Origin of the sequence: Cocleimonas flava, assembly GCF_004339015.1 — a bacterium.
Taxonomy (GTDB): Bacteria; Pseudomonadota; Gammaproteobacteria; order Thiotrichales; family Thiotrichaceae; genus Cocleimonas; species Cocleimonas flava.
In genome coordinates this window covers 91,895-112,902 of the sequence record NZ_SMFQ01000003.1, presented here as the reverse complement: position 1 = coordinate 112,902, position 21,008 = coordinate 91,895, and the positions used below count along the sequence as shown (strand labels likewise).

Here is a 21,008-nt window from a genome sequence, read left to right as displayed (position 1 = left end):
TACGGAAAAAGAATATATACTCGAACTAAAGTGAAACTATGCCTTGTGCTATGTTTTTTTTAAAAGATCATTAAAGCATTTTCCAATCATTCAAAAGAGTCTAGTTAACCGATCTTTAGCATATCAAAAACTAATAATTGGACTTTTTAATCATTTCCGTGTCTAATATTAACTTCCCGCTGAGAAGAGATATACATGACGACTATATACTATAAGCAAAATAGGCTTAAAAAATTACGTGCCTTCTGTCAAGTGGCTAAACATGGCAGTGTTACCAAAGCTGCTGAAAAGTTATTTGCCAGCCAACCGACGGTTTCCTTACAAATTCAGGCTTTAGAAAGAGAGATGGAAGTCTCACTTTTTGAACGTAACGGCCCGCAAATTATGCTAACGGTCGAAGGAAAAATTCTTTACGATTTAGCTGAGCCATTAGTACAAAATGTTGATCATCTACACGAAACCTTCAGCGCACATTGTGGCAATTTAAGTACTGGCGAGTTATCTATTGCTGCTGGTGAATCCACAATACTCTATGTACTTCCAGAACCTGTTCAAAAATTCACCACAGAATATCCTGGCATTAAATTACGCCTAGCGAATGAAACTGGTCGAGATGGACTGGAAATGCTAAGAAACAATGATATAGATATCGCTATTGGATCAATGCTGGAAATTCCGGATGATATCGAATACAAACCAATCGTTTCTTATAATCCTGTTTTGATTGCACCAAAAGATCATCCTTTATCTAAGATTACAAGCCTTACCCTTTCTGATATCAGTCCTTATGGATTAATTTTACCTCCTCGTCATTTAAGTACATGGCGTATTGTTAAAATGGTATTTGCTCAGAACAACACCAACTACAAAGTAAGTTTGGAAGCTGGTGGATGGGAAGTTATCAAACAGTATGTAAAAATTGGTATGGGTGTTTCTATTGTTACTGACGTTTGTCTAACAGAAGAAGACAGAAAAGACTTAACCGTATTACCGCTCGACAAATATTTCCCGAAACGTAGTTACGGTATTGTAACGCGCAAAGGTAAGTTCTTATCTACGCCAGCAGAGCGTTTCATCGACATCATGAATAACTGCTATTCTGAAGCTGATGCTGAATAATTAATGCTTGATTTGTTAGCTTGTCTACCCGTTCAGGTTAGGCAGGCTAATATTCATTAATACAGTTAGTTTTAATTGCAATGCCACCCCCCTACTTTGAGGGACTTTTTCATTGCTTATATTTTCCCCCGCATCTGATATATCACAGCAAGCATTCCCTATTTAGTCTATAAATAAGAAATCAATCACTAAATTTCGGATCTATCTGAATGTATATACTTAAAGTAGTTATTGCCGTAACAGTCATATTTTTTGCTGTTACTATTTTCGCTGAAGACAAAAAATCAACAACAGCTTCTAAACTATTCGAGCAACACTGCAGTGTCTGTCACGGTCTAAACGGTGGCATGAATATGAAAAAGCGAATAGCTCCACCGATTGCTGGCGTAAGAGCACATTATCTGGACGTACACAAAAATAAAGAATCCTTTGTCAATGCTGTCACTGCGTGGTTAAAAAAACCGGATGCGAGCAAAAGCTTAATGCCAGGTGCGATCAGGCATTTTAATTTGATGCCACCTATTTCAATACAGGACGATGACGCCAAGCTTATTGCGGAATATATTTACGACGGTGATATCGAAATACCAGAAGGATTTAAGGAACATTACGAAGAGAGACACGGAAATGATAATCAAAATAATAACCGACAAGATTTAATCACACTGGCCAGACATCTAAAGCTACCACCACAACAGTTGTCGCAATTAGCACTAAAACCTGAACAAATCTCTCAAATCAAAACATTAATTGTTGAAAAAGAAGTCATCATGCAACCTTTACGCGAAGAGGTTTTAGAGTTTAATAATCAGTTAAATACCCTGGATTCTCGATCTGCTACTTACAAGTCTGACATCTTTGCGCTAGCCGACATTAATGCCAAACGTGTCGAACAAATGGTCGTAGAAAGTGGCGAGATGCGGATGAAGATCGAAGCAGTATTAAATCAACAGCAATACGATAAACTCATCAGTTTTCGTAAACAGCTAAATGAAAGACGCAAGCAGCGCTTAAAACAGCAAATGCAAATTAATTAATGCAAAATTAACCTTAAATCATCAAAAGACTAACCAGGTTTTAAACGAGGTCACCCCCCTACTTTAGAGGCTTTTTTTATGCAGCATTTGTCTGATTTTTAACGATAGGTCATTCTTGATGATCATCTACGCCATCTGCGACATCGACATCTATGACGGTATCTTGATGATTGTTAATGGCATCAGACTGCAAAATATCACGAATCAAACCTGGTCCTTGATAGATAAACCCTGTGTAGATTTGCACTAAAGACGCGCCAGCGTTTAACTTGTCTTCTGCATCTTTGGCAGATGAGATACCACCAACACCAATGATAGGCACCTGACCTTTCAAATACTTATGAAATTCTGCAATAATTTTTGTAGATTGTGTTTTAACAGGATCTCCGCTCAAACCGCCTGCTTCATTCGCATGATTTAATCCTTCTACAGCATCACGCGCCAAGGTCGTATTCGTCGCTATCAATGCGTCCATATTATTCGCCAAGATTGATTCAGCAACGGCTTCTACTTCTTTTTCAGTCAGATCTGGTGCCACTTTAATCGCTACAGGCACGTATTTTTTATGCTCCAAAGCCAGCTTCATCTGTTCATTTTTAATCGCAGACAACAATCCGTTAAGCTCGTCACCATATTGTAAGGTTCTTAAGCCCGGCGTATTTGGAGAGGAAATATTAATCGTTATATAGTCAGCGTAATAATAAGCCTGACGTAAACCAATCAGATAATCTTTAGTTGCATCTTCGACTTTGGTTTTCAGGTTTTTGCCAATGTTTATGCCCAGAACACCTTTAAAACCATTACCTCTGGCTTTGTTTACATTTTCAATTAACTGGTCAATTCCATCGTTATTGAACCCCATTCTATTGATGATGGCATTAGCTTCTGGAAGACGAAAAATACGCGGCTTATCGTTACCGGGTTGCGCCAAAGGAGTGACCGTTCCGATTTCAACAAAACCAAAACCTAAATTAGATAAGGCCGAAATATAGTCACCGTTTTTATCTAAACCGGCAGCCAAACCCACTCTATTCGGGAACTCGATACCCATCACTTTGATGGATTTAGTTTCAACATTAGGCGTAACAGCACGCAATAGACCAACTTTATCAAGCAGTGACAAAGCCGGAAGGCTTAAATCGTGGGCAACTTCAGCAGGAAATAAAAACAGAAACTTTCGAATCAACTTATACATAGGTGAAAGTATTTTTTTGGGGACAGAACCCTAATTTTAAAGCAGTCTTATTCAGGGTTAAAGGATTTAAATGGGTAAACGATTATTGGCAGCTTTTATCAACGCCTAAAATGTAATTCTCTTTAATACCAATCTTGCTAGCCGTATTACTACCTGAAAACCCTCGAATATCATCATTTGATAAAGCCTGATAGGCGTCACGCAACATGGGTATGGATAATGGTGTGTAAGACCAATGCCACTTTTCTTCGTTATAACCATTCGGCCTATTTTTATTTTTAGCAGTATAAGGTCTATGAAAACCATATTTAGCGGCATTGTTATTCATCCAATTGAACAAACGCAAACCTTCACCGTAGGTAAACCAGCTATTATTGAAAGAGTTTATATCTATCTCAGTCCCCCAATGATGTCTTGAAGTACCTGGCATCGAACTGAATTTTAGTATATTTAACGCACGTGCAGACGCATTTAAATTTGCGCGACTTTTAGATTTCCACTTTCTTTCCCAGATATAGTGCTGGTTGGTAAAATTACGAGTGGCTGACCGGATCACTAAGTTGATGCCTTGTTTTTTTGCTGCGGCATGCATTTTTTGAAAAGCATTATAAGCTTCAGTTCTTAGATAGAAACCAGATCGATTCGCGTATTTTTTAGGAACACGTGAAAATGCGGGATGTTTAGATGGCTGAAAACGACCCGTTAAATAATCAACGACCTGCTTATGTTCGACGGATTTTGACGCATGCGTTGTATCGGCAGCACTGCTAGAACTAACACCAAATACAAGGCAAGCGAGTAAAACAGAATGAATGATGATTTTGGTCATTGGTAACATTATATCACTAAGGTTTGTATCAGGTCCTACCCCTAAATTCTCAGATCTTCCAGATAGAGCTGATAAAGTTTAGGTTCCATTATTGAATTAACAGGCACATCTATCTTTTGAGTATCTTTCGGAAATACCATCGCTGCCTGCATAGTCTCTTCATTAATAAATCGCGTAGCTACATTAAATTGAAAACTTTCAGGGATAGAAGTTCCCGCACTAGCCAGATTAAATCCCCAGATACCAAAAGATGGAATGGTTACGTGATAGCTTAGCGTAGTATCAAACACAGAATCCAAGGTCTTTTCGATTCCCCAGAAGGTCTTATGGGTAAAATATGGCGATGAGCTTTGAGACACAACAAAGCCCTGATCCGACATGCGCTTACGAATCATTCTGTAAAATTCACGCGAGTATAATTTATTAATTGCTTCATTATGCGGGTCTGGCATATCAATAATGACTCTATCGTATAAAATCCCGGCCTGATTGATAAAACTGAATGCATCTTCGTTATAAACGGTGACTTTTTCATGTTGAAAGCTATTTTCATTGAGCTTGGTTAACATAGGCAACGTCGAGCTGATATCCGTCATTTCAGGATCAATATCGACCAAGTGAATCAACTTTACGTCATCGTACTTGAGTACTTCACGAATCGCCAGACCATCACCACCACCGAGAATTAATACATTCTCTCTTTTTCCAGCAATGCTCATTAACGGATGCACTAAGGATTCATGATAACGGTATTCATCACGTGATGAGAATTGGATATGACCATCTATATACAGACGATTCTCTTTATTAGACTCGGATTGTGTCACCACAATTCGTTGGTAAGGCGTTTGTTTTTTATAAATGATCTGATCAAAATACAAATGCTTTTCGGCGAAACTACTAATTCTGGTGCCATACACAGTAAAAGCTGTGAGCATGATCAGTACTGCAACACTAATCGCTGTCATCAATCTCGGTCGAGTAAGATATTCACGGAAGAAATGTATATTAATCAAAGCGGTAATGATATTTACCAGTCCAATTGCAAACGATGATTTCAATAAACCAAGATGTGGCAAAAGTAACAACGGGAACGCTACCGCACCAATAAGTCCACCCACATAATCAAGTGACATTACATTCGCGATCGAATCACGCATGCTCTGTTTCTTCGCCAAAATACCGGTAAGAATCGGTATTTCCATTCCCACCAAAGCGCCGATGATAAATATAAGACCAAACATCACCGTGTCATACAAGGCACGAACATAGGGAAATGACATCAACAACAATAAACTACTGATTCCACCAAATAGAGAGATCGCAATTTCAACACTGATGAAGTTCTGTATGGCATTGTCACCGAGCAGTTTCGATAAATACGAACCAACGCCCATGGAAAACATGAACAAGCCAATCGTCAATGAAAACTGATAAACACTGTTACCTAATAGATAACTAGAAACCGTACTAATGATTAGTTGATAAGCAATACCACAAAGCGCCACGATTAAAATCGAAAAAAGCAGAATAGCGACTTGTTGTTTGGATATTTTTGAGTAGATATGCAAGATGGTAACCGCGGGAATGGATGTTAGTTAATAACGCTGTGATTAAGCCTCGAAATCACAAGTCATCTATTTTTAAAACAGCAATAGCTGAAACAAATAACGCCTTTTTATACTCTAATTTACATATTAAGAGTAATAAAAAGGCGTCATAGAGCAATTGTAAATACGTTAATTACTCGTTTTGGTTATTTACCGCGTGAATGACTTCCTGAACCAGCGCGTGATTTTGCACTTGGAGCAGCTTTACGAGGTGTTGCACGTTTCGCAGCAGGATTCGCTCCAGTTGCGCGTTGACGGCTTAACATATTACCAATCAACATACCCATCAATAAGCCAGTTCCAGAAAAACCTGATTCACGCACTTCTTCCTGAGAAGATGCAACTAAACGATTATTCTCTGAATCAACCTCAAGTTTAAACAGATCCGGTTCACCTTCATCCTGGATATTGTTATTGTTTTTATCTTCAAAACTCAGTAAAGAACCATCTTTTGCAGGCGTTACACCAATCGTTCCAGGTAGTAGCGGTGGTTGAGCTGAATTCAGGTTGCTTTGATAAGTGCTAGAAAACTTCTCCATAACGTTATCTTTATTGACATCTTCAGTGCCTTCAAACTTGGTCATTGAGTCAGAAGCAACACCTAAAACACGGTCTAAATCTGCAGTCGCTGATTTTGTTTGGTCACAACCTGCTAATAAAACGGTGCTACAAATTAGTGTCGTTGCAGTAAACGTTCCGATTTTTGATAATTTCATATTTTGTCCCTTAATCCTTGATTGTGTCTATTTATCTATGTTTTATCTAAATTGTCAATTAGACCATATAGTCTAATGTTATTAATGCTTTACTGGAATTCGTTCTTTGTTAAACGTTTATGTTAAAAACGATAACTAAAATGCTGTTCGTGCAGACCATCTTCAAAGTAGTCATCTAAAACACCAGCATTGGTAAAGCCCGCCGCGAGTATTTTTTCACTCACACCGCTATAATTACCTGGAAAAGAGAGAAATACCGCTCTTCCATCATTCTGTTTCACATGGTCCAGACCAATTTTGACATCTTCTACCGTCAATGGTTCTTCACCTTCATCGGTCCAGCCAAAACTGTAAGTATCATCGGTTTCTGCAACTTCGTAGACCGCGTTGAATTTCACATTGCGATCTTCCATTGTTGCCGATACTGCACCCGGCTCTTTGTCTTTTAAACGCAACCCCAGAATCATTTGGGATTCGCCATCATCATAGTAATCTTTATGCGTGATTTCGAGTTTGAAACCCATTGATTGATATAGGTGTAAAGCTGCTGCGTAGATTGCACCATCTTCATCATCCACATAATCACTGACTTTAACAAACAACTTTCTGCCACCAATCGCTTTTAAATGAGAGATCAGTTCTTCCAGCATTTTGCGACCATGCCCTTGATTGACATGATCTTCGTCGATATAAGTCCATGACAGCCAATGCGTTTGATCACACGCTGGCGGCGTCATATAACCAGTAACACCAATGACTTTACCTTCATGCTCCAAAACATATTGATCCATCACGCCACCGATTTCCTGATAGCCTGCTACTGCTTCTTCCGCATCATCCTCTTCATGAGATTCGATGATTTTGAAAACCTTGCCAATATCGGAGGTTTCCATCTCTCTTAATAATTTAAAAGAACCTGCAAATGTGCTGTCTGATGATTCTTGCATGTTAGTTACTTAACTCGGTTTGATTAGGTATATCGTTAATGCGTCCACGCAAATGTTCCGTGACTTCAATGTTGTTGGTATTAAATGCTTTTGCAAATACATCGATTGTTTTTCGCGGCTCTGTATCACCACACATAAACACATCCAGTGCCGCGTAATCACGCTCTGGCCAAGTATGGATACTGATATGAGATTCAGCCAATACCGCAACGCCGGAAACACCACCGTTGGGTGTAAAGTGATGCAGATGAATGTGTAACAAGGTTGCCCCACTGACATCAACTGCGTCACGTAAAGCTTGCTCTATATGTTGCAAGTCATCAAGTTGCGTCGCCTCCCAGCAATCCAGCAATAAATGCGTGCCCGCATAGTCGTAACCATCAGCTTTATTGAACAGGTCCTGAGTTTTCTCAGAATCTATATGTGTCGGCCAATTAGATGTTTTTGCGTGGTTTTTCGTCATAGGAAATGGAGTATAACGCGACTGGAAATATAAGGTTATTTATTTATCCCCCCCCCACTTTGAGGCCGTTTTTTTCAAAAATATGCCTATAAGTAGGGGGGTGGCTTCGCTTTTATAGATTAGTACTAAGCAATTAGTAATTTGCAATTAGTACTTAGCATTTTCTAAAGCAGCGATACGCTCTTCTAGAGGAGGATGAGTCATGAATAATTTTTTCAAGCCATCGCCCATACCGCCCGCTATACCAAACGCAGCCATTTCACCGGGTAGATCATGTGGCTGATTAACTTGCTGTAGTTTGCGTAATGCCGCAATCATTTTTTCACGGCCTGCTAATTCTGCTCCACCTTTGTCAGCATGAAATTCTCTATAACGTGAGAACCACATAACCACCATGCTCGCAAGGAAACCAAGTAATACTTGAGCGACCATTGATACAATGAAGTAAGTTGCGCCATAGCTTGAACTGCTGTTCTGGCTACCACGATTGAGTGCTGAGTTAACCAGGTGAGCAATCACACGTGAGAAGAAGATAACGAAGGTATTCATCACACCTTGTAATAAGGTCTGTGTCACCATATCGCCGTTCGCTACGTGAGCCATTTCGTGACCCAGTACCGCTTCTACTTCATCGGCGGTCATGTGTTCCAGCAAACCGGTACTAACGGCTACTAGCGCGTTATTCTTACGTGCGCCTGTGGCGAACGCATTCGGCTCGTTTGCGTGAAAAATACCCACATCCGGCATATCAATGCCTACTTTGTCTGCCTGACGTTTAACCACATCAAACAACCAGCGTTCTTGTCTTGATGTTGGATTTTCGATTAATTGAACACCCATGCTTTTTATTGCTGAGCCTTTAGACATCAATAAACTGATAAAAGAACCGGCAAAGCCTAAAACAATAGACATAACGGCAATGTAGCCAAACTGTGCTGGCAAGCCCATTTCTGCCAACTTTCCTGAAATACCAAAAGTGGCATCTAGAATATTCCAAACAAGTCCCAACACCGCAATGATTGCGAAGTTAGTGGCTAGTAGTAAAAATACTCGTTTCATAGTGTTCGTGTCTCTCTTTAGTAAAAAGTCGGTTTAAATTTAAATGAATATATGTGTAATTATAATTATGACTAAAAATATTAATCAGTTACTTATCTAGAGATAACATGTGGCTGATTAGTTCAGTTTACAAGCGAGATTCTATTTATTTAATGAAATAAATACACAAATATTTGAGAAGTTTTATAAGAACGTGGTATTAATTTAATAATAGAAAATTAAAAATTGAGTAGTACGACCAAAAGCCACAGAAAACAAATCAGAATCCCACCAAATAAGATGGCTAAGTGATGTGAACGTCGAGTGTTACTGATATTTTTGATCAATACCGATTGTGCTGGGTTTTTAGGATTTATATAAGCAGACAGTTCGTATCCAACTTTTAAAGCAGACCACCATTTTTCATTTTCTGTCAGTGACTCACCCCAGACATTTTTTTCTGCGCACCAGATATTCTGTTTTTCCAGCGAGACTGTTTTACTGGTATAAGTCTTTTCGTCTACCGTGTAGTGGTATTTGATCTCAGGGTAATAATATTTCACAGCCCCAGAATTGCCTTCGGTTTGTTCGTCTGTCACTTCAGATAATGTTTCTATCCTGGCTTTTTCTAACTGCCAGCTTTGTAAGTCGCCGTATTTTTTTAAGATACGTAAGGAGTAAACACTCATTCCGGCGCCGATGAGCAATATCAAGTGATGTGCCATTTCAGGAAACATAAATATAAGCAACGCAACAACGAACAACGCGACAAACAGTTTCACCGAAAAATTAAGAATCTTTTGTATTGGGCTAGATAATGCTGACATGGGTAATATCGTTTTATTTTGATTATTGGCGGTCATTTTTTCAACTATCCATCAATATTACCTAAAACTAAACGAATCTAGGCTGAACAGACATACCTTAACTGTTGAGATAATTTCCCTTATCCCAAAATAGACAATAACTATCTATTAAAACTGCTCACCAAAACTTAAGAATTTGTTATGATCTTTCGCGTCTTTATCACTAAACGTAGAAAATACTGTGCGACAAAATCTATTACGCGCTGACAGCGCACTTTTAAGCTATCCCATCCGTGAAGTTGTCATCATCGGCAAAGAACTGGAAAAACTGGGTGAATTCTCCATGATCTGGGAAAACATCGGTGACCCTGTCGCCGCTGGCGAACCCGTACCCGCATGGATGCACGATGTCATTCAGAAACAAGTCGCGACTGAAAGAAGCTTTGCCTACACCGAAACCAAAGGCGCATTAGCCGCACGCGAATACGTGCTAGAACATTTCTCTGATAAAAAGAAATGCACTGTTGAGGATATTCTGTTCTTTAACGGCCTAGGCGAAGCAATCAATAAAGTGATGAATAACCTGCCTAAAGAAACGCGCGTGTTGGTGCCCTCTCCTACTTACCCATCGCACGCTACGGCTGAATCCATGCATGCGGGTTGTGCATTTCTTAGTTACTCGCTAGACCCTGAGAACGATTGGGAACCTGATGTAGAAGAGATAGAGAACAAGGTTAAATACAATGACAATGTCGTTGGGATTTTGGTGATTAATCCAAACAATCCAACGGGCAGTGTTTACAAACGTGAAACACTGGAAAAAATTGTAGCGATTGCCAAAAAGTATGATTGTTTTCTTATCTTTGATGAAATCTATCATCACATGACTTTTGATGGCATTAAAACCACGCTTTTGCATGAAATTGTTCAAGATGTGCCTGGCATCAGCATGAAAGGAATCAGTAAAGATATTCCCTGGCCTGGCTCGCGCTGTGGCTGGATTGAAGTGTATAACGCTGAAAAAGATAAAAACTTTAAAGGTTTCATCGAAATCATCCTGCTGACTAAAATGCTTGAAGTTTGTTCAACGACCTTACCGCAGATTGTTTTACCGCACTTGTATGATCACCCAGAATACGAATGTTATCTCGAAGGTCGTATCCGCAAATATGAAGAACGCGCGAATGAAGCCTGCGAATTCTTTAGTCATATTCCACAAGTGCGAGTCAATAAACCGAAAGGGGTTTTCTATTTGGTGGTTGAGTTAATCGACTTACCGAGAAACACGCTGGAGTCAGTGAATAAGCAAGTGCGTCTGTACCTCGACGATCTTGAGCAAACACCTGATAATTTATCTAAAAACACTGATTTCCAGTTTGCCTATGAATTGATGGGATCTGAAGGCGTCTGCGTTGTTCCATTGACCGGTTTCAGTTCAGATATAAACGGATTTAGAATGACGCTGCTGCAGGAAAACGACGAAATATTCACCGAAACATTACACAAAATTGGTCGAGCCATTAATCTGTATTATTATTAATATATTTTTAATCTTTTATTAGATATACGATTAAAAAGCGTTGCTATAAATAGGTCTTTAATTAGATATGGCACCCCCCCTACTTACAGGGGGTTTTTATTGTATCAGGTTTGATGAGTCTTATAGAACCCATCTGATTTCACTTGTTTCAGTACGCTTTAAATACTAAAAAATACCTGCATCTAAACCTGCTGCAATTGTCAAACCAAGCTCTTCAACCTCTCCTTCAAAAGATGTTTGATAACTCCCTTGCAGAATAAGTGTTTCATGTACCGGCTTCCAACGTAAGCCAGTGATAATCTTTTCCATCGCTTGTTTTGTACCTGAGCCGTCAATGCCAGCGCGAATGAAAATAGCGTAAGGCAGCGCTTCTGTATGCTCCAGACAAGGATAGTAAATACGATCAAAGAAATCTTTCATCGCTCCACTCATGTAGCCAAAGTTCTCAGTTGTACCTAGTAGAATGGCATCGCATTCGAGAACGTCTTCGACGGTGGTTTTTAGTGGCTGGGTCAGCGTGACTTCAATTGTATCGAAATCTGGATGAGATGCACCGCGATATGCGGCTTCGGCTAATAGCTGAGTATTAGCCGAAGGAGTATGTACAACGATAAGTAATTTCTTTTTAATTGCCATTGAGCGTCATTATGGCGGAGTCCCTATGAAGGAGTAAACCCCTAAGGAAATTCTAACGCTCAACCAATACAGGACATTGCGCATGACGAACAACTTTTGCTGCTGTTGAACCCAACAGGTAATCTTTATAATCTGGACGATGTGAATTGATAATAATTAGACCCGCTTTATTATCTTCTGCAGATTCTATAATGTTGGCGTAAGAACCACCTTTGCGAACCTCTACTTCTACTTCAACACCTGCTTTATCTGCAATAGCCTGTAAATCATTTTTGGCAGTAGCAATATGCTCTACTTCGATATTATCTGGCATTTCAATTAGGGCATAAGCAGGGATTTCATCCAACACGTGCAATAGAATGATTTTGCCACTTCCTAATAATTTTTTGGCTTTTTGTAATGACTCGATAGTTTGTTGGTCATGAGCAAAATCAGCAGGAATTAATATATTGTCGTACATGGCTATCTCCTAAATAGTTTGATTAATGTAACAATTAACATTCACTCATTTCTTGATGAGCTTTGATGCCTTATTAATAACTTATTTTAAAGATGCGTGTTGTAAAACTCGCAGTATTAGCGACTTATATCAACTAATGTGATTAGAAAAAAATCCCCCTATAAGTAGGGGGGTGCCTTTATTTTTTTTTATAGCCTTTTAGATTATTAAATGGATAGAGGCTTAGTTAACTAGCAAAGGTCTCCACCACTCTTCATTATCCAGATACCAATCAATGGTCTTTTGAATACCTGTTTCAAACGTTTCATCAGGCTCATAGCCCAGTTCTTTTTTGAACTTGCTGGCATCAATCGCATAACGCCAGTCATGCCCTGCTCTATCTTCTACAAAGGTAATCAAATCAGCTGATTTTTTGCCATTTGCCGGCGCTGCTTCAGGGTATTGTTTAGCTAATTCCGGGTTTTCAGCAAATCGTTTATCCATTGATTCGCAAAGAAGATGAATAATATCCATATTATTCCATTCGTTATTGCCACCGATATTGTAAATATCACCGACTTTATCGCTTGCTAATATGAGATCAATTCCTTTTGCATGATCGTCTACGTACAACCAGTCACGTACGTTTTTGCCTGTACCATAAACTGGTAAATTCTTGTTGCGAAGGATATTGGTTAAAAACAATGGAATAAGTTTTTCCGGATATTGGTATGGACCATAATTATTCGAACAGTTAGTGGTGCTAACGTTCAAACCAAAAGTATGATGATACGCACGCACAATGTGGTCTGATGAAGCTTTACTGGCTGAATAAGGCGAATTTGGTGCATACACATGCTCTTCGGTGAAACCTGGCGAATCATCGTCTAGCTCTCCGTACACTTCATCTGTCGATACATGATGAAAACGATGGTTTGGCTTAGCCGTGTCTTCATTTTCTATCCAGACTCTACGAGCAGCTTTCAAGATGTTGTGGGTACCGATAACATTGGTTTCGAGGAAAATATCAGGACCAGAAATAGAACGATCTACATGACTTTCAGCAGCAAAGTTTACAATCGTATCCAGATCTTCTTCTACCAGCAGTTTTTCAACCAAAGCCTGATCAGCAATACTACCTTCAACGAATTTAAAATTAGGCTTATCTTTTAAAGCATCCAGACTTGGTTCATTGCCTGCGTAGGTTAGCGCATCTAAAACCACCATGTGATCTTCTGGATAATTTCTCATCCAGTAATACACAAAGTTTGCACCAATAAAACCAGCGCCACCTGTAACTAATAATCTTTTCATTCTTATATTCTCTCTATTAAGCTATTTCGCACTTATCAGCTAATAACTATTTAGCTTTCAATTCTTTCATCATTTTACGTAACGCTACGCGCCAATGATCGCTCTTTAGACCAAGTGCTTTCCATGTCACTGTTTTATCTAATACGCTGTAACAAGGTCGACTTGCTGGCGTTGGATAATCTGCTGTTGTAATCGGGTTGATGGTAATCTCTTTGTCTAACAAACCTAGAGAAACGCCCTCCTCCATGATGGCATAGGCAAAATCATACCAACTCGCCACACCCGCATCAGACCAATGATGGAATCCTGTCGTGTCGAGTTCTATCGATTTCCATACAGCATTGGCTAACGAATTTGCCCAGGTTGGCGTACCTATTTGATCAGCAATAATCCCAAGCTCTTCTCTTTCCAGCATAAAGCGCAGCATGGTTTTAACAAAGTTATTACCATGGGATGAATACAACCAGGAAGTTCTTATAATTAATGCTTCATCACCCAGAATATCTACAACCAGATTATCACCGTCGCGTTTGGTTTTACCGTAATAACCATCTGGATCGGTAATCGCATCAACGGTATAAGGCGAACATGCTTTGCCGTCAAAGACAAAGTCGGTAGATATCTGCACTAATTTGATAGCTTTATCTTTTGCCGCCTGTGCGAGATTTTTAGCCCCTGTGGTATTGATTGCTATTGCGAGTTCTGTCTCTTCTTCTGCTTTATCCACAGCAGTATAAGCAGCGGCATTAATGATCACATCCGGTTTATGCTCATCTACATAAGTATTAACTGCTTGCGCATCTGTAATATCCAAAGCGTCTTTATCTGTCGCTAAGCACTCAAATCCGGCAGGTAAACTTCTTTGAAGTTCGAAACCAAGTTGGCCATCAGCACCAGTAATCAGTATTTTTTTCATGTGTTTTTTTGAGTATATAGTTACTTAATTTAAGTATGGAGTCTTTGCGATAGACTAAGCAAATGTCTCTGCGTTTGCCAATGCTGGGGCCACCGCATCTTTATCAGACAATATCGGGTTTTCACCATTAACAAGAGGCCAGTCTATTTTAAGTTTCTCGTCATTCCACAAAAGGCTTCTTTCATGCTCTGGCGCATAATAATCCGTACACTTATAGACGAATTCTGCTGTTTCACTCATTACATAAAAACCATGAGCAAAACCAGGTGGAACCCAAAGCATTTTTTTGTTTTCAGCAGATAACTCAAGACCGACAGATTCACCAAACGTCGGAGAACTTTTACGTAAATCTACGGCAACATCGTACACACTGCCTTCAACAACGCGCACTAGTTTGCCTTGCGTTTGCTCAATTTGATAGTGTAAACCGCGTAAAATACCTTGAGTAGACTTACTGTGGTTATCTTGAACGAAATCATAATCGATTCCATTTTCGGCACTGGTTTTACGTTGCCATGTTTCCATAAAAAAGCCACGATGATCACCAAAAACAGTTGGTTCAATCATTATGACGTCTGGGATTTTTGTAGGGATAAATTTCATAGGCGCTTTATACTTGATATCTAATTTAATGCAACTATCTTAAAAGTTAAACAGTATAGAATGTTATAAATGACTTATGTACGTTAATATCATTGTTAAATATAAGTTTTAAGGGTGTATATGATGACAAAACGATCAATTAAATCATCAAAAAAAATCATTTTCATTTTAACTGCAATTACTGCTGTTTCGTTATTATTGACATCATTTATACCTAACGTCAGTAATAACAACTTATCGGCAGAAACCATACCCGCAAATATTGCCCGAAGAGCAGACCTAACACCCGAAGAAAAAGGCACTATCGCCATCTTCAGACATAATAACCCTTCTGTTGTTTATATCTCGACTGTAAAGCGCGTTATTAATGTCTGGACACGTGACATTGCAGAGGTACCTAGTGGAACAGGTACCGGTTTTTTATGGGATAACAAAGGTCATATCATAACCAACTATCACGTGGTTGAACAAAATAAGACAGCAAGAGTTCGTTTAAATAACAAGAAAACCTATACCGCACGTATTATAGGCCGATCAAAACGTCATGATATTGCCGTATTGAAACTGGATGGTGTGAAAAACCTACCCAGACCAATTCAACCCGGATCAAGCAAATCTTTAATCGTAGGCCAAAAAGTATATGCAATTGGTAACCCTTTTGGGCTGGACCATACGCTTACTACAGGCATTATCTCTGCACTTGGTCGCACTATAAAAAACAGCACCTTGAATATGGATGACCTCATCCAAACTGATGCCGCGATCAATCCTGGCAATTCAGGTGGTCCGTTGTTAGATAGTGCTGGTCGATTAATCGGGATGAATGTCGCTATATACAGTCCGTCAGGTGCTTCAGCAGGTATCGGTTTTGCCATACCTGTCGATAAAGTGAATCGAGTTGTACCAAACCTGATTAAAAATGGTCGTTATATTCGCCCACATGTAGGAATCACTGCCAACGACACCGCAAATAAACTACTGATTAAAGAATTGGGAATTAAAGGATTACTCATTCTAGAAGTGGAGCGAGACTCCCCTGCTGACAAGGCAGGCTTAATTGATTCTAAGCTGGTTAATGGTGATTTGATTTTAGGTGACGTTGTTCAAGCGGTGAATGGTAAAAAAGTAGAAGATTTAAACGATTTTCTCGATATCATCGAACAATATCAGATTAACGACACTGTGATGCTTGAAGTACTCAGACAGGGTAAAACAAGATTAAAAATTCCACTGCACTTATTCATGCAATAACCTGATGCCATGATCTAATGCCATAGTTACATTATTACCTCGGAAACATATACAATTAACAATGGTAAAAGATGATAAAAAGGTGATAAAAAAATAATTGTTCTTCCTTGTAAATAGAATAAATCACCCGCATATTACTAAAAACTAATTCTTGTGTTTCAACAAGATCAAACTTACATTAATTTCTATTTTAGATAGATAGTTTAGCGGAATCAGTTATGCCCATATACGAATACCAATGCCAGTCTTGTGGTAATGAAATTGAAGTTATTCAAAAAATTAGTGATGCACATATAACCGACTGTAGTGCGTGCGGTAAACCAGATATGAAGAAAAAAGTTTCTGCTGCAGCATTTCGTCTAAGTGGATCAGGCTGGTACGAGACCGATTTTAAATCGGGTAATAAAAAGAACCTCACGGAAGGCGACAAATCGACTTCTGATAAAAAGCCTGAGAAAGCCGCAAAAGAAAAAGCACCTGAAAAAAAACCTGCTAAAACTGAGAAGTAATCATTTACTTATCTGTTTCACCTTAAATTTACGGTATACAAAATACACAAAGGACACTGATAAACCAAATGCTCGGTAAACTTAGAAAATATATCATTACGGGTTTACTCATCTGGATTCCATTGGGTATCACCATTTTTGTGATCAAGTTATTGGTCAACTTAATGGACAATACCATTGTACTTTTACCACCAGCCTGGCGCCCAGAAGCTTTGTTTGGCTTTAATGTGCCGGGTCTTGGCATTGTCATTAGTGCAATGATTATTTTTATAACCGGTTTCTTTTTAACCAATCTTGCTGGCAAAAGAATTATACACTTTTGGGAAAATCTCTTAGACCGGATCCCATTGGTAAGAAGTATTTATTCCTCTGTTAAGCAAGTGACATCTACTATTCTTTCTTCTGATAGCAATACCTTTAATGAAGTGCTATTGATACAGTATCCTCGTCTAGGCGTTTGGACCATTTGCTTCAAAACTAATGATAGTCCTAAGATATTTAGTGATGCCACAGGACAGGATTTAATCACTGTTTTTGTACCAACAACACCTAACCCAACTTCTGGCTTTATTTTGCTTGTACCCAAGGATGAAGTGAAGAAAATGGACATGGATGTAGAGGATGCATTAAAGCTTGTTATGTCATTAGGCGTTGTTACACCTGAAAGAAATGCTAAAATAACTACACAAAGGTCAGAATAAGCATATACTGCGCGACCTTCTTCAAATTACGCCGTACTAAATTATGTCAAACGAATCAAATATTAAGTTCTCAGACCTTGATCTGAATGAACTCGTCCTAAAATCGGTTGAAGAAGCCGGATACGAAGCTCCATCTGCCATACAAGCAGAAACCATCCCCCACCTATTGGAAGGAAAAGATCTAATTGGTCAGGCGCAAACCGGAACTGGCAAGACCGCTGCTTTCTCATTGCCTTTATTAAGTCGATTAGATCTCAGCTCGAAAGACACACAAATTCTGGTACTTGCACCTACACGCGAACTTGCAATTCAGGTTGCTGAAGCAATGCAAAGTTATGCAAGACACCTTAAAGGCTTCCACGTAATGCCTATTTACGGTGGTCAAAGTATCGATATTCAATTAAGACAATTAAGACGCGGCGCGCATGTTGTAGTTGGAACACCTGGTCGTGTTATGGACCATTTACGCCGTAAAACACTTAAACTGGGCAACTTGAAAGCACTAGTTTTAGATGAAGCTGACGAAATGCTTCGAATGGGCTTTATCGATGATGTTGAAACGATTCTAAAAGAAACGCCAGACACACGCCAAACGGTTTTGTTTTCTGCAACCATGCCTAGCGTCATCAAACGCATTACCCAAAAATACCTAACTGACCCTGTTGATATCAAAGTTAAGACAGAAACTTCAACGGTTTCTACAATTACTCAGTATTACTGGTCAGGCAAAACCTCTTTCAAATTAGATGCGCTAACTCGGTATCTGGAAGCTGAAGAAACGGGTGGTATTATCATATTCGTTCGTACCAAGAATATGACCACTGAATTATCAGAAAAATTATCCGCACGTGGCTATGCTTCTGTCCCTCTAAATGGAGACATCCAGCAGTCAATGCGTGAAAAAGTCATCAATCGTTTAAAGAAAGGCAATATAGACATCATCGTAGCAACCGATGTTGTAGCTCGCGGATTAGATGTAGAGCGTATTACACACGTTATTAACTACGATATGCCAGCGGATAACGAATCTTACGTGCATCGTATTGGACGTACAGGTCGTGCAGGCCGTAAGGGAACTGCAATTCTATTTATTCCACCGAATGGTCGTCGTCAACTGCAAGGTATCGAGCGCGCTACGGGTCAAACTATTGAGCCATTAGTACTTCCATCTCCACAAGATATCAGCGAAGCACGAATCAATCGTTTCAAAGAAATGGTGAATGAAACGGCTGAATCACAGAAGCTCGACTTCTATGAGAAAATTATTGCTGATCTTGAAGAAGAAAATAAGCTAACACTTTCACAAATCGCAGCTACATTAGCGTTTTTAGTGCAACAAGACCGTCCGTTATTGGTTACACCGCAAAGCAGAATCCCTGATGGAAAATTAGGTGAAGGCCGCGATAGAAATGATCGTGGAGATCGTAATGACCGCGGCGACCGTAATAATAATCGTCGTGAAAGAGGCGATCGTACACGTGAAAACCGCGAAAGATCACAAGGTTCTAAGCGCAAGCGTGGTCCAACACAAGCAGGCATGGTTACCTATCGCCTGGATGTGGGTAAAAGCCATGGTACCGAGCCTAGACACATCGTTGGCGCTATTGCTAATGAAGCCGGCGTAGAGAGTCAGTATATTCAGAACATCGATATCAGTGGCGATTATTCTACCGTAGACCTTCCTGAAGGCATGCCAAAAGAGATTGAAAAACATCTTCAAGGCGTACGTGTAATGGGTCAAAAGCTACAGTTACGTCAATTAACTGGTAAAGACAGCTCAGAAACAAAATCTGCTAAAGACAAGCCCAAAAAAGACTCGAAAAAATCTTCTAAATAATAAAAGTCTTATTAATGGTTTTTAAGTTAAACCATTTACAGTAATCATAAATGGCAATGGGCTTAATTTGAGTTCTTGCCATTTTTTATATCAAAGATAATACCTATGTCTGATAATCAAAAAATCATAGAATTAATAAAAGAGAATTGTCCGCAATTCAGCGCATCTTTAACTAAGGATGAAATTGCAGAATTTTTGAAATTCACACGTATTCAAGAAATCCAGCCCAATGAAATTATTGCCGATCTCGGTATTGTGGGTGATGAGTTTTATCTGGTCCTCGATGGTAAAATTCGAATGACCAATGATGAAGGCGGCAAGGAAATGGATGTCGGCAGAATCGAAGCTGGAGGTCTGGTAGGAATCATGTCGTTCTTCGACAAGCAACCAAGATCTATTCGTTTACGCGCCAGCCGCAAACATGGCGTTTATCTTCTCGCGATTACTCGCCCCATGTACAAACGATTATGTGTAGAACACCCGTATATCTCAGTAAACTTATTAGAACTGGTTGTCATGAGCATGGACAAATTAATCCGTAGTAGCAGTAAAGATATGGCGAGCCTTTACAGACAAGTCGTAGGGATCGGATACCGATAAAAAAGTGCTTATAAGTAGGGGGGTGTGTTTTTAATATAATCCAATTTTATTTTATTCATAACCTGCATGGTTTTATTCAAACAGACACATTTAAAAATTTCCCCCTGTATTTTCGCATCTTCTTGAATGCTATTTGTATTTCCATGGTTCATTATTTTAAGTTACTGCCACTTGGCAGATAATTACGTTGATGTTGTTCTTACATAAGTATTTTGAGAACAATTAATAAAATAATCAATAATCAGAAATTTCCCATATTGGAATACTCAAAAACTCACTTAAAAAGTATGCATCTTTTAAAATACTTTTTTTGTTTGCATGATCCATAATATTTATTCTTTTGCCATTTTTGCAAACTAGATTAAATTCCCATGATGTGTATTTTAATTCGTCAGAAATTATTTTTGGTAAGATTTGTATTGCAGCAACATTAGACAATCGAACCGCTTCTTTTAATGGTAAGAAATCCTGGTCTTTATGTAATTGTTTAGATCCTTGCCAAAGCCAACCTTTAGTTTTATCAAAAATCCAAGGTTTTGGATTAAATATCAACCAAATACCTGCAATAACGAACATTAGAGAAAATGCTAGCATTGTTGAAACGATCATTAACAATTTGGGACTTTCTTCAATAAAAAGAGTGTATACGAGAAGACTTGAGATTAATAATGCTATGAAGTTAACAGCCAGAGTAAAAACCCATGCACCTAGTGTTTTTTTGCTTACTAAACGTGAAATATTCAATTGCTTGAATGCAGTCGTTTTAAAACTTGAGCCATTATCTGATAACGGCGTCCAATCAAGCTTTAGTTCCAGTTGTGTTAACTGAGGATCTTGTTTTTTAGCTAAAGCTTTTAGCTTTTGTTGCTTTTCTGTAATCACAAATATCTCTTAAAAATCAG

General features: G+C 39.0%; 22 protein-coding genes. 8 read left to right on the top strand and 14 right to left on the bottom strand.

All coding sequences use genetic code 11. The annotated features are described in order from the left end of the window. Nucleotides 1-195 precede the first annotated feature (195 nt). Both EV695_RS06665 and EV695_RS06660 read left to right on the top strand, forming a co-directional pair. Entirely contained in the window at nucleotides 196-1,119 is a 924-nt protein-coding gene (locus EV695_RS06665; protein WP_131905180.1) for a LysR family transcriptional regulator, read from the top strand. Nucleotides 1,120-1,328: 209 nt separating this feature from the next. Continuing rightward, nucleotides 1,329-2,156, top strand: a complete 828-nt coding sequence (locus tag EV695_RS06660; protein WP_131905179.1) for a c-type cytochrome — start codon at nucleotides 1,329-1,331, stop codon at nucleotides 2,154-2,156. Between the two features lie 109 nt (nucleotides 2,157-2,265). On the opposite strand, the gene EV695_RS06655 is transcribed toward EV695_RS06660, so the two are convergent. From EV695_RS06655 to EV695_RS06620, 8 genes are all read right to left on the bottom strand, one after another. After that, nucleotides 2,266-3,351: a quinone-dependent dihydroorotate dehydrogenase gene (locus EV695_RS06655; protein WP_131905178.1), complete on the bottom strand. Its 1,086-nt coding sequence runs from the start codon at nucleotides 3,349-3,351 to the stop codon at nucleotides 2,266-2,268. Nucleotides 3,352-3,433: 82 nt separating this feature from the next. Continuing rightward, entirely contained in the window at nucleotides 3,434-4,189 is a 756-nt protein-coding gene (locus EV695_RS06650) for a M15 family metallopeptidase (protein WP_131905177.1), read from the bottom strand. 32 nt (nucleotides 4,190-4,221) lie between these two features. Beyond that, on the bottom strand, nucleotides 4,222-5,751 hold the full coding sequence (locus EV695_RS06645; RefSeq protein WP_165874641.1) for a polyamine aminopropyltransferase: 1,530 nt from the start codon (nucleotides 5,749-5,751) through the stop codon (nucleotides 4,222-4,224). A gap of 185 nt (nucleotides 5,752-5,936) precedes the next feature. Continuing rightward, entirely contained in the window at nucleotides 5,937-6,506 is a 570-nt protein-coding gene (locus tag EV695_RS06640) for a hypothetical protein (RefSeq protein ID WP_131905175.1), read from the bottom strand. A 122-nt stretch (nucleotides 6,507-6,628) separates the two neighbouring features. After that, nucleotides 6,629-7,453, bottom strand: coding sequence for a GNAT family N-acetyltransferase (locus tag EV695_RS06635; protein WP_131905174.1), 825 nt, complete (start codon nucleotides 7,451-7,453; stop codon nucleotides 6,629-6,631). A 1-nt stretch (nucleotide 7,454) separates the two neighbouring features. Then, complete coding sequence (speD, locus tag EV695_RS06630; protein WP_131905173.1) at nucleotides 7,455-7,916, bottom strand: adenosylmethionine decarboxylase; 462 nt, start codon at nucleotides 7,914-7,916, stop codon at nucleotides 7,455-7,457. A gap of 147 nt (nucleotides 7,917-8,063) precedes the next feature. After that, complete coding sequence (htpX, locus tag EV695_RS06625; protein WP_131905172.1) at nucleotides 8,064-8,975, bottom strand: protease HtpX; 912 nt, start codon at nucleotides 8,973-8,975, stop codon at nucleotides 8,064-8,066. 218 nt (nucleotides 8,976-9,193) lie between these two features. After that, a complete protein-coding gene (locus EV695_RS06620; RefSeq protein ID WP_131905171.1) occupies nucleotides 9,194-9,817 on the bottom strand; it encodes a DUF3592 domain-containing protein in 624 nt (207 codons plus the stop codon). A gap of 184 nt (nucleotides 9,818-10,001) precedes the next feature. On the opposite strand from EV695_RS06620, the gene EV695_RS06615 reads away from it, so the two are divergent. Then, nucleotides 10,002-11,300, top strand: coding sequence for a pyridoxal phosphate-dependent aminotransferase (locus tag EV695_RS06615; protein ID WP_131905170.1), 1,299 nt, complete (start codon nucleotides 10,002-10,004; stop codon nucleotides 11,298-11,300). A gap of 165 nt (nucleotides 11,301-11,465) precedes the next feature. On the opposite strand, the gene EV695_RS06610 is transcribed toward EV695_RS06615, so the two are convergent. The 5 genes from EV695_RS06610 to rfbC all read right to left on the bottom strand — a co-directional run bounded on the left by EV695_RS06610 (nucleotide 11,466) and on the right by rfbC (nucleotide 15,208). Beyond that, nucleotides 11,466-11,936: a flavodoxin family protein gene (locus tag EV695_RS06610; RefSeq protein ID WP_131905169.1), complete on the bottom strand. Its 471-nt coding sequence runs from the start codon at nucleotides 11,934-11,936 to the stop codon at nucleotides 11,466-11,468. A gap of 52 nt (nucleotides 11,937-11,988) precedes the next feature. Next, on the bottom strand, nucleotides 11,989-12,396 hold the full coding sequence (locus EV695_RS06605; RefSeq protein ID WP_131905168.1) for a universal stress protein: 408 nt from the start codon (nucleotides 12,394-12,396) through the stop codon (nucleotides 11,989-11,991). A 222-nt stretch (nucleotides 12,397-12,618) separates the two neighbouring features. Continuing rightward, nucleotides 12,619-13,689, bottom strand: coding sequence for a dTDP-glucose 4,6-dehydratase (gene rfbB, locus EV695_RS06600; protein ID WP_131905167.1), 1,071 nt, complete (start codon nucleotides 13,687-13,689; stop codon nucleotides 12,619-12,621). Nucleotides 13,690-13,735: 46 nt separating this feature from the next. Continuing rightward, nucleotides 13,736-14,605, bottom strand: coding sequence for a dTDP-4-dehydrorhamnose reductase (gene rfbD, locus EV695_RS06595; RefSeq protein WP_131905166.1), 870 nt, complete (start codon nucleotides 14,603-14,605; stop codon nucleotides 13,736-13,738). A gap of 54 nt (nucleotides 14,606-14,659) precedes the next feature. Next, complete coding sequence (gene rfbC, locus EV695_RS06590) at nucleotides 14,660-15,208, bottom strand: dTDP-4-dehydrorhamnose 3,5-epimerase (RefSeq protein WP_131905165.1); 549 nt, start codon at nucleotides 15,206-15,208, stop codon at nucleotides 14,660-14,662. Nucleotides 15,209-15,331: 123 nt separating this feature from the next. Here rfbC and EV695_RS06585 point away from each other — a divergent pair, with 123 nt between their 5' ends. The 5 genes from EV695_RS06585 (at nucleotide 15,332) to EV695_RS06565 (ending at nucleotide 20,106) form a co-directional block, all read left to right on the top strand. After that, the gene (locus tag EV695_RS06585) at nucleotides 15,332-16,459 is read left to right on the top strand and encodes a S1C family serine protease (protein ID WP_207906993.1); all 1,128 of its coding nucleotides are present in this window, start codon (nucleotides 15,332-15,334) and stop codon (nucleotides 16,457-16,459) included. Between the two features lie 218 nt (nucleotides 16,460-16,677). Then, on the top strand, nucleotides 16,678-16,968 hold the full coding sequence (locus EV695_RS06580; RefSeq protein ID WP_131905163.1) for an FmdB family zinc ribbon protein: 291 nt from the start codon (nucleotides 16,678-16,680) through the stop codon (nucleotides 16,966-16,968). 68 nt (nucleotides 16,969-17,036) lie between these two features. After that, the gene (locus tag EV695_RS06575) at nucleotides 17,037-17,669 is read left to right on the top strand and encodes a DUF502 domain-containing protein (RefSeq protein WP_131905162.1); all 633 of its coding nucleotides are present in this window, start codon (nucleotides 17,037-17,039) and stop codon (nucleotides 17,667-17,669) included. Between the two features lie 43 nt (nucleotides 17,670-17,712). Beyond that, nucleotides 17,713-19,506, top strand: a complete 1,794-nt coding sequence (locus EV695_RS06570) for a DEAD/DEAH box helicase (RefSeq protein ID WP_131905161.1) — start codon at nucleotides 17,713-17,715, stop codon at nucleotides 19,504-19,506. A gap of 105 nt (nucleotides 19,507-19,611) precedes the next feature. Next, nucleotides 19,612-20,106: a Crp/Fnr family transcriptional regulator gene (locus tag EV695_RS06565; protein ID WP_131905160.1), complete on the top strand. Its 495-nt coding sequence runs from the start codon at nucleotides 19,612-19,614 to the stop codon at nucleotides 20,104-20,106. A gap of 234 nt (nucleotides 20,107-20,340) precedes the next feature. Here EV695_RS06565 and EV695_RS06560 read toward each other — a convergent pair whose 3' ends face one another. After that, a complete protein-coding gene (locus EV695_RS06560; RefSeq protein WP_131905159.1) occupies nucleotides 20,341-20,988 on the bottom strand; it encodes a hypothetical protein in 648 nt (215 codons plus the stop codon). Nucleotides 20,989-21,008 lie beyond the last annotated feature (20 nt).

Bases quoted from the DNA above. Each gene is read 5' to 3' on its own strand.
- EV695_RS06665 (WP_131905180.1), top strand. From the start codon at position 196: ATGACGACTATATACTATAAGCAAAATAGGCTTAAAAAATTACGTGCC.
- EV695_RS06660 (WP_131905179.1), top strand. From the start codon at position 1,329: ATGTATATACTTAAAGTAGTTATTGCCGTAACAGTCATATTTTTTGCT.
- EV695_RS06655 (WP_131905178.1), bottom strand. From the start codon at position 3,351: ATGTATAAGTTGATTCGAAAGTTTCTGTTTTTATTTCCTGCTGAAGTT.
- EV695_RS06650 (WP_131905177.1), bottom strand. From the start codon at position 4,189: ATGTTACCAATGACCAAAATCATCATTCATTCTGTTTTACTCGCTTGC.
- EV695_RS06640 (WP_131905175.1), bottom strand. From the start codon at position 6,506: ATGAAATTATCAAAAATCGGAACGTTTACTGCAACGACACTAATTTGT.
- EV695_RS06635 (WP_131905174.1), bottom strand. From the start codon at position 7,453: ATGCAAGAATCATCAGACAGCACATTTGCAGGTTCTTTTAAATTATTA.
- speD (WP_131905173.1), bottom strand. From the start codon at position 7,916: ATGACGAAAAACCACGCAAAAACATCTAATTGGCCGACACATATAGAT.
- htpX (WP_131905172.1), bottom strand. From the start codon at position 8,975: ATGAAACGAGTATTTTTACTACTAGCCACTAACTTCGCAATCATTGCG.
- EV695_RS06620 (WP_131905171.1), bottom strand. From the start codon at position 9,817: ATGACCGCCAATAATCAAAATAAAACGATATTACCCATGTCAGCATTA.
- EV695_RS06610 (WP_131905169.1), bottom strand. From the start codon at position 11,936: ATGGCAATTAAAAAGAAATTACTTATCGTTGTACATACTCCTTCGGCT.
- EV695_RS06605 (WP_131905168.1), bottom strand. From the start codon at position 12,396: ATGTACGACAATATATTAATTCCTGCTGATTTTGCTCATGACCAACAA.
- rfbB (WP_131905167.1), bottom strand. From the start codon at position 13,689: ATGAAAAGATTATTAGTTACAGGTGGCGCTGGTTTTATTGGTGCAAAC.
- rfbD (WP_131905166.1), bottom strand. From the start codon at position 14,605: ATGAAAAAAATACTGATTACTGGTGCTGATGGCCAACTTGGTTTCGAA.
- rfbC (WP_131905165.1), bottom strand. From the start codon at position 15,208: ATGAAATTTATCCCTACAAAAATCCCAGACGTCATAATGATTGAACCA.
- EV695_RS06585 (WP_207906993.1), top strand. From the start codon at position 15,332: ATGACAAAACGATCAATTAAATCATCAAAAAAAATCATTTTCATTTTA.
- EV695_RS06580 (WP_131905163.1), top strand. From the start codon at position 16,678: ATGCCCATATACGAATACCAATGCCAGTCTTGTGGTAATGAAATTGAA.
- EV695_RS06575 (WP_131905162.1), top strand. From the start codon at position 17,037: ATGCTCGGTAAACTTAGAAAATATATCATTACGGGTTTACTCATCTGG.
- EV695_RS06570 (WP_131905161.1), top strand. From the start codon at position 17,713: ATGTCAAACGAATCAAATATTAAGTTCTCAGACCTTGATCTGAATGAA.
- EV695_RS06565 (WP_131905160.1), top strand. From the start codon at position 19,612: ATGTCTGATAATCAAAAAATCATAGAATTAATAAAAGAGAATTGTCCG.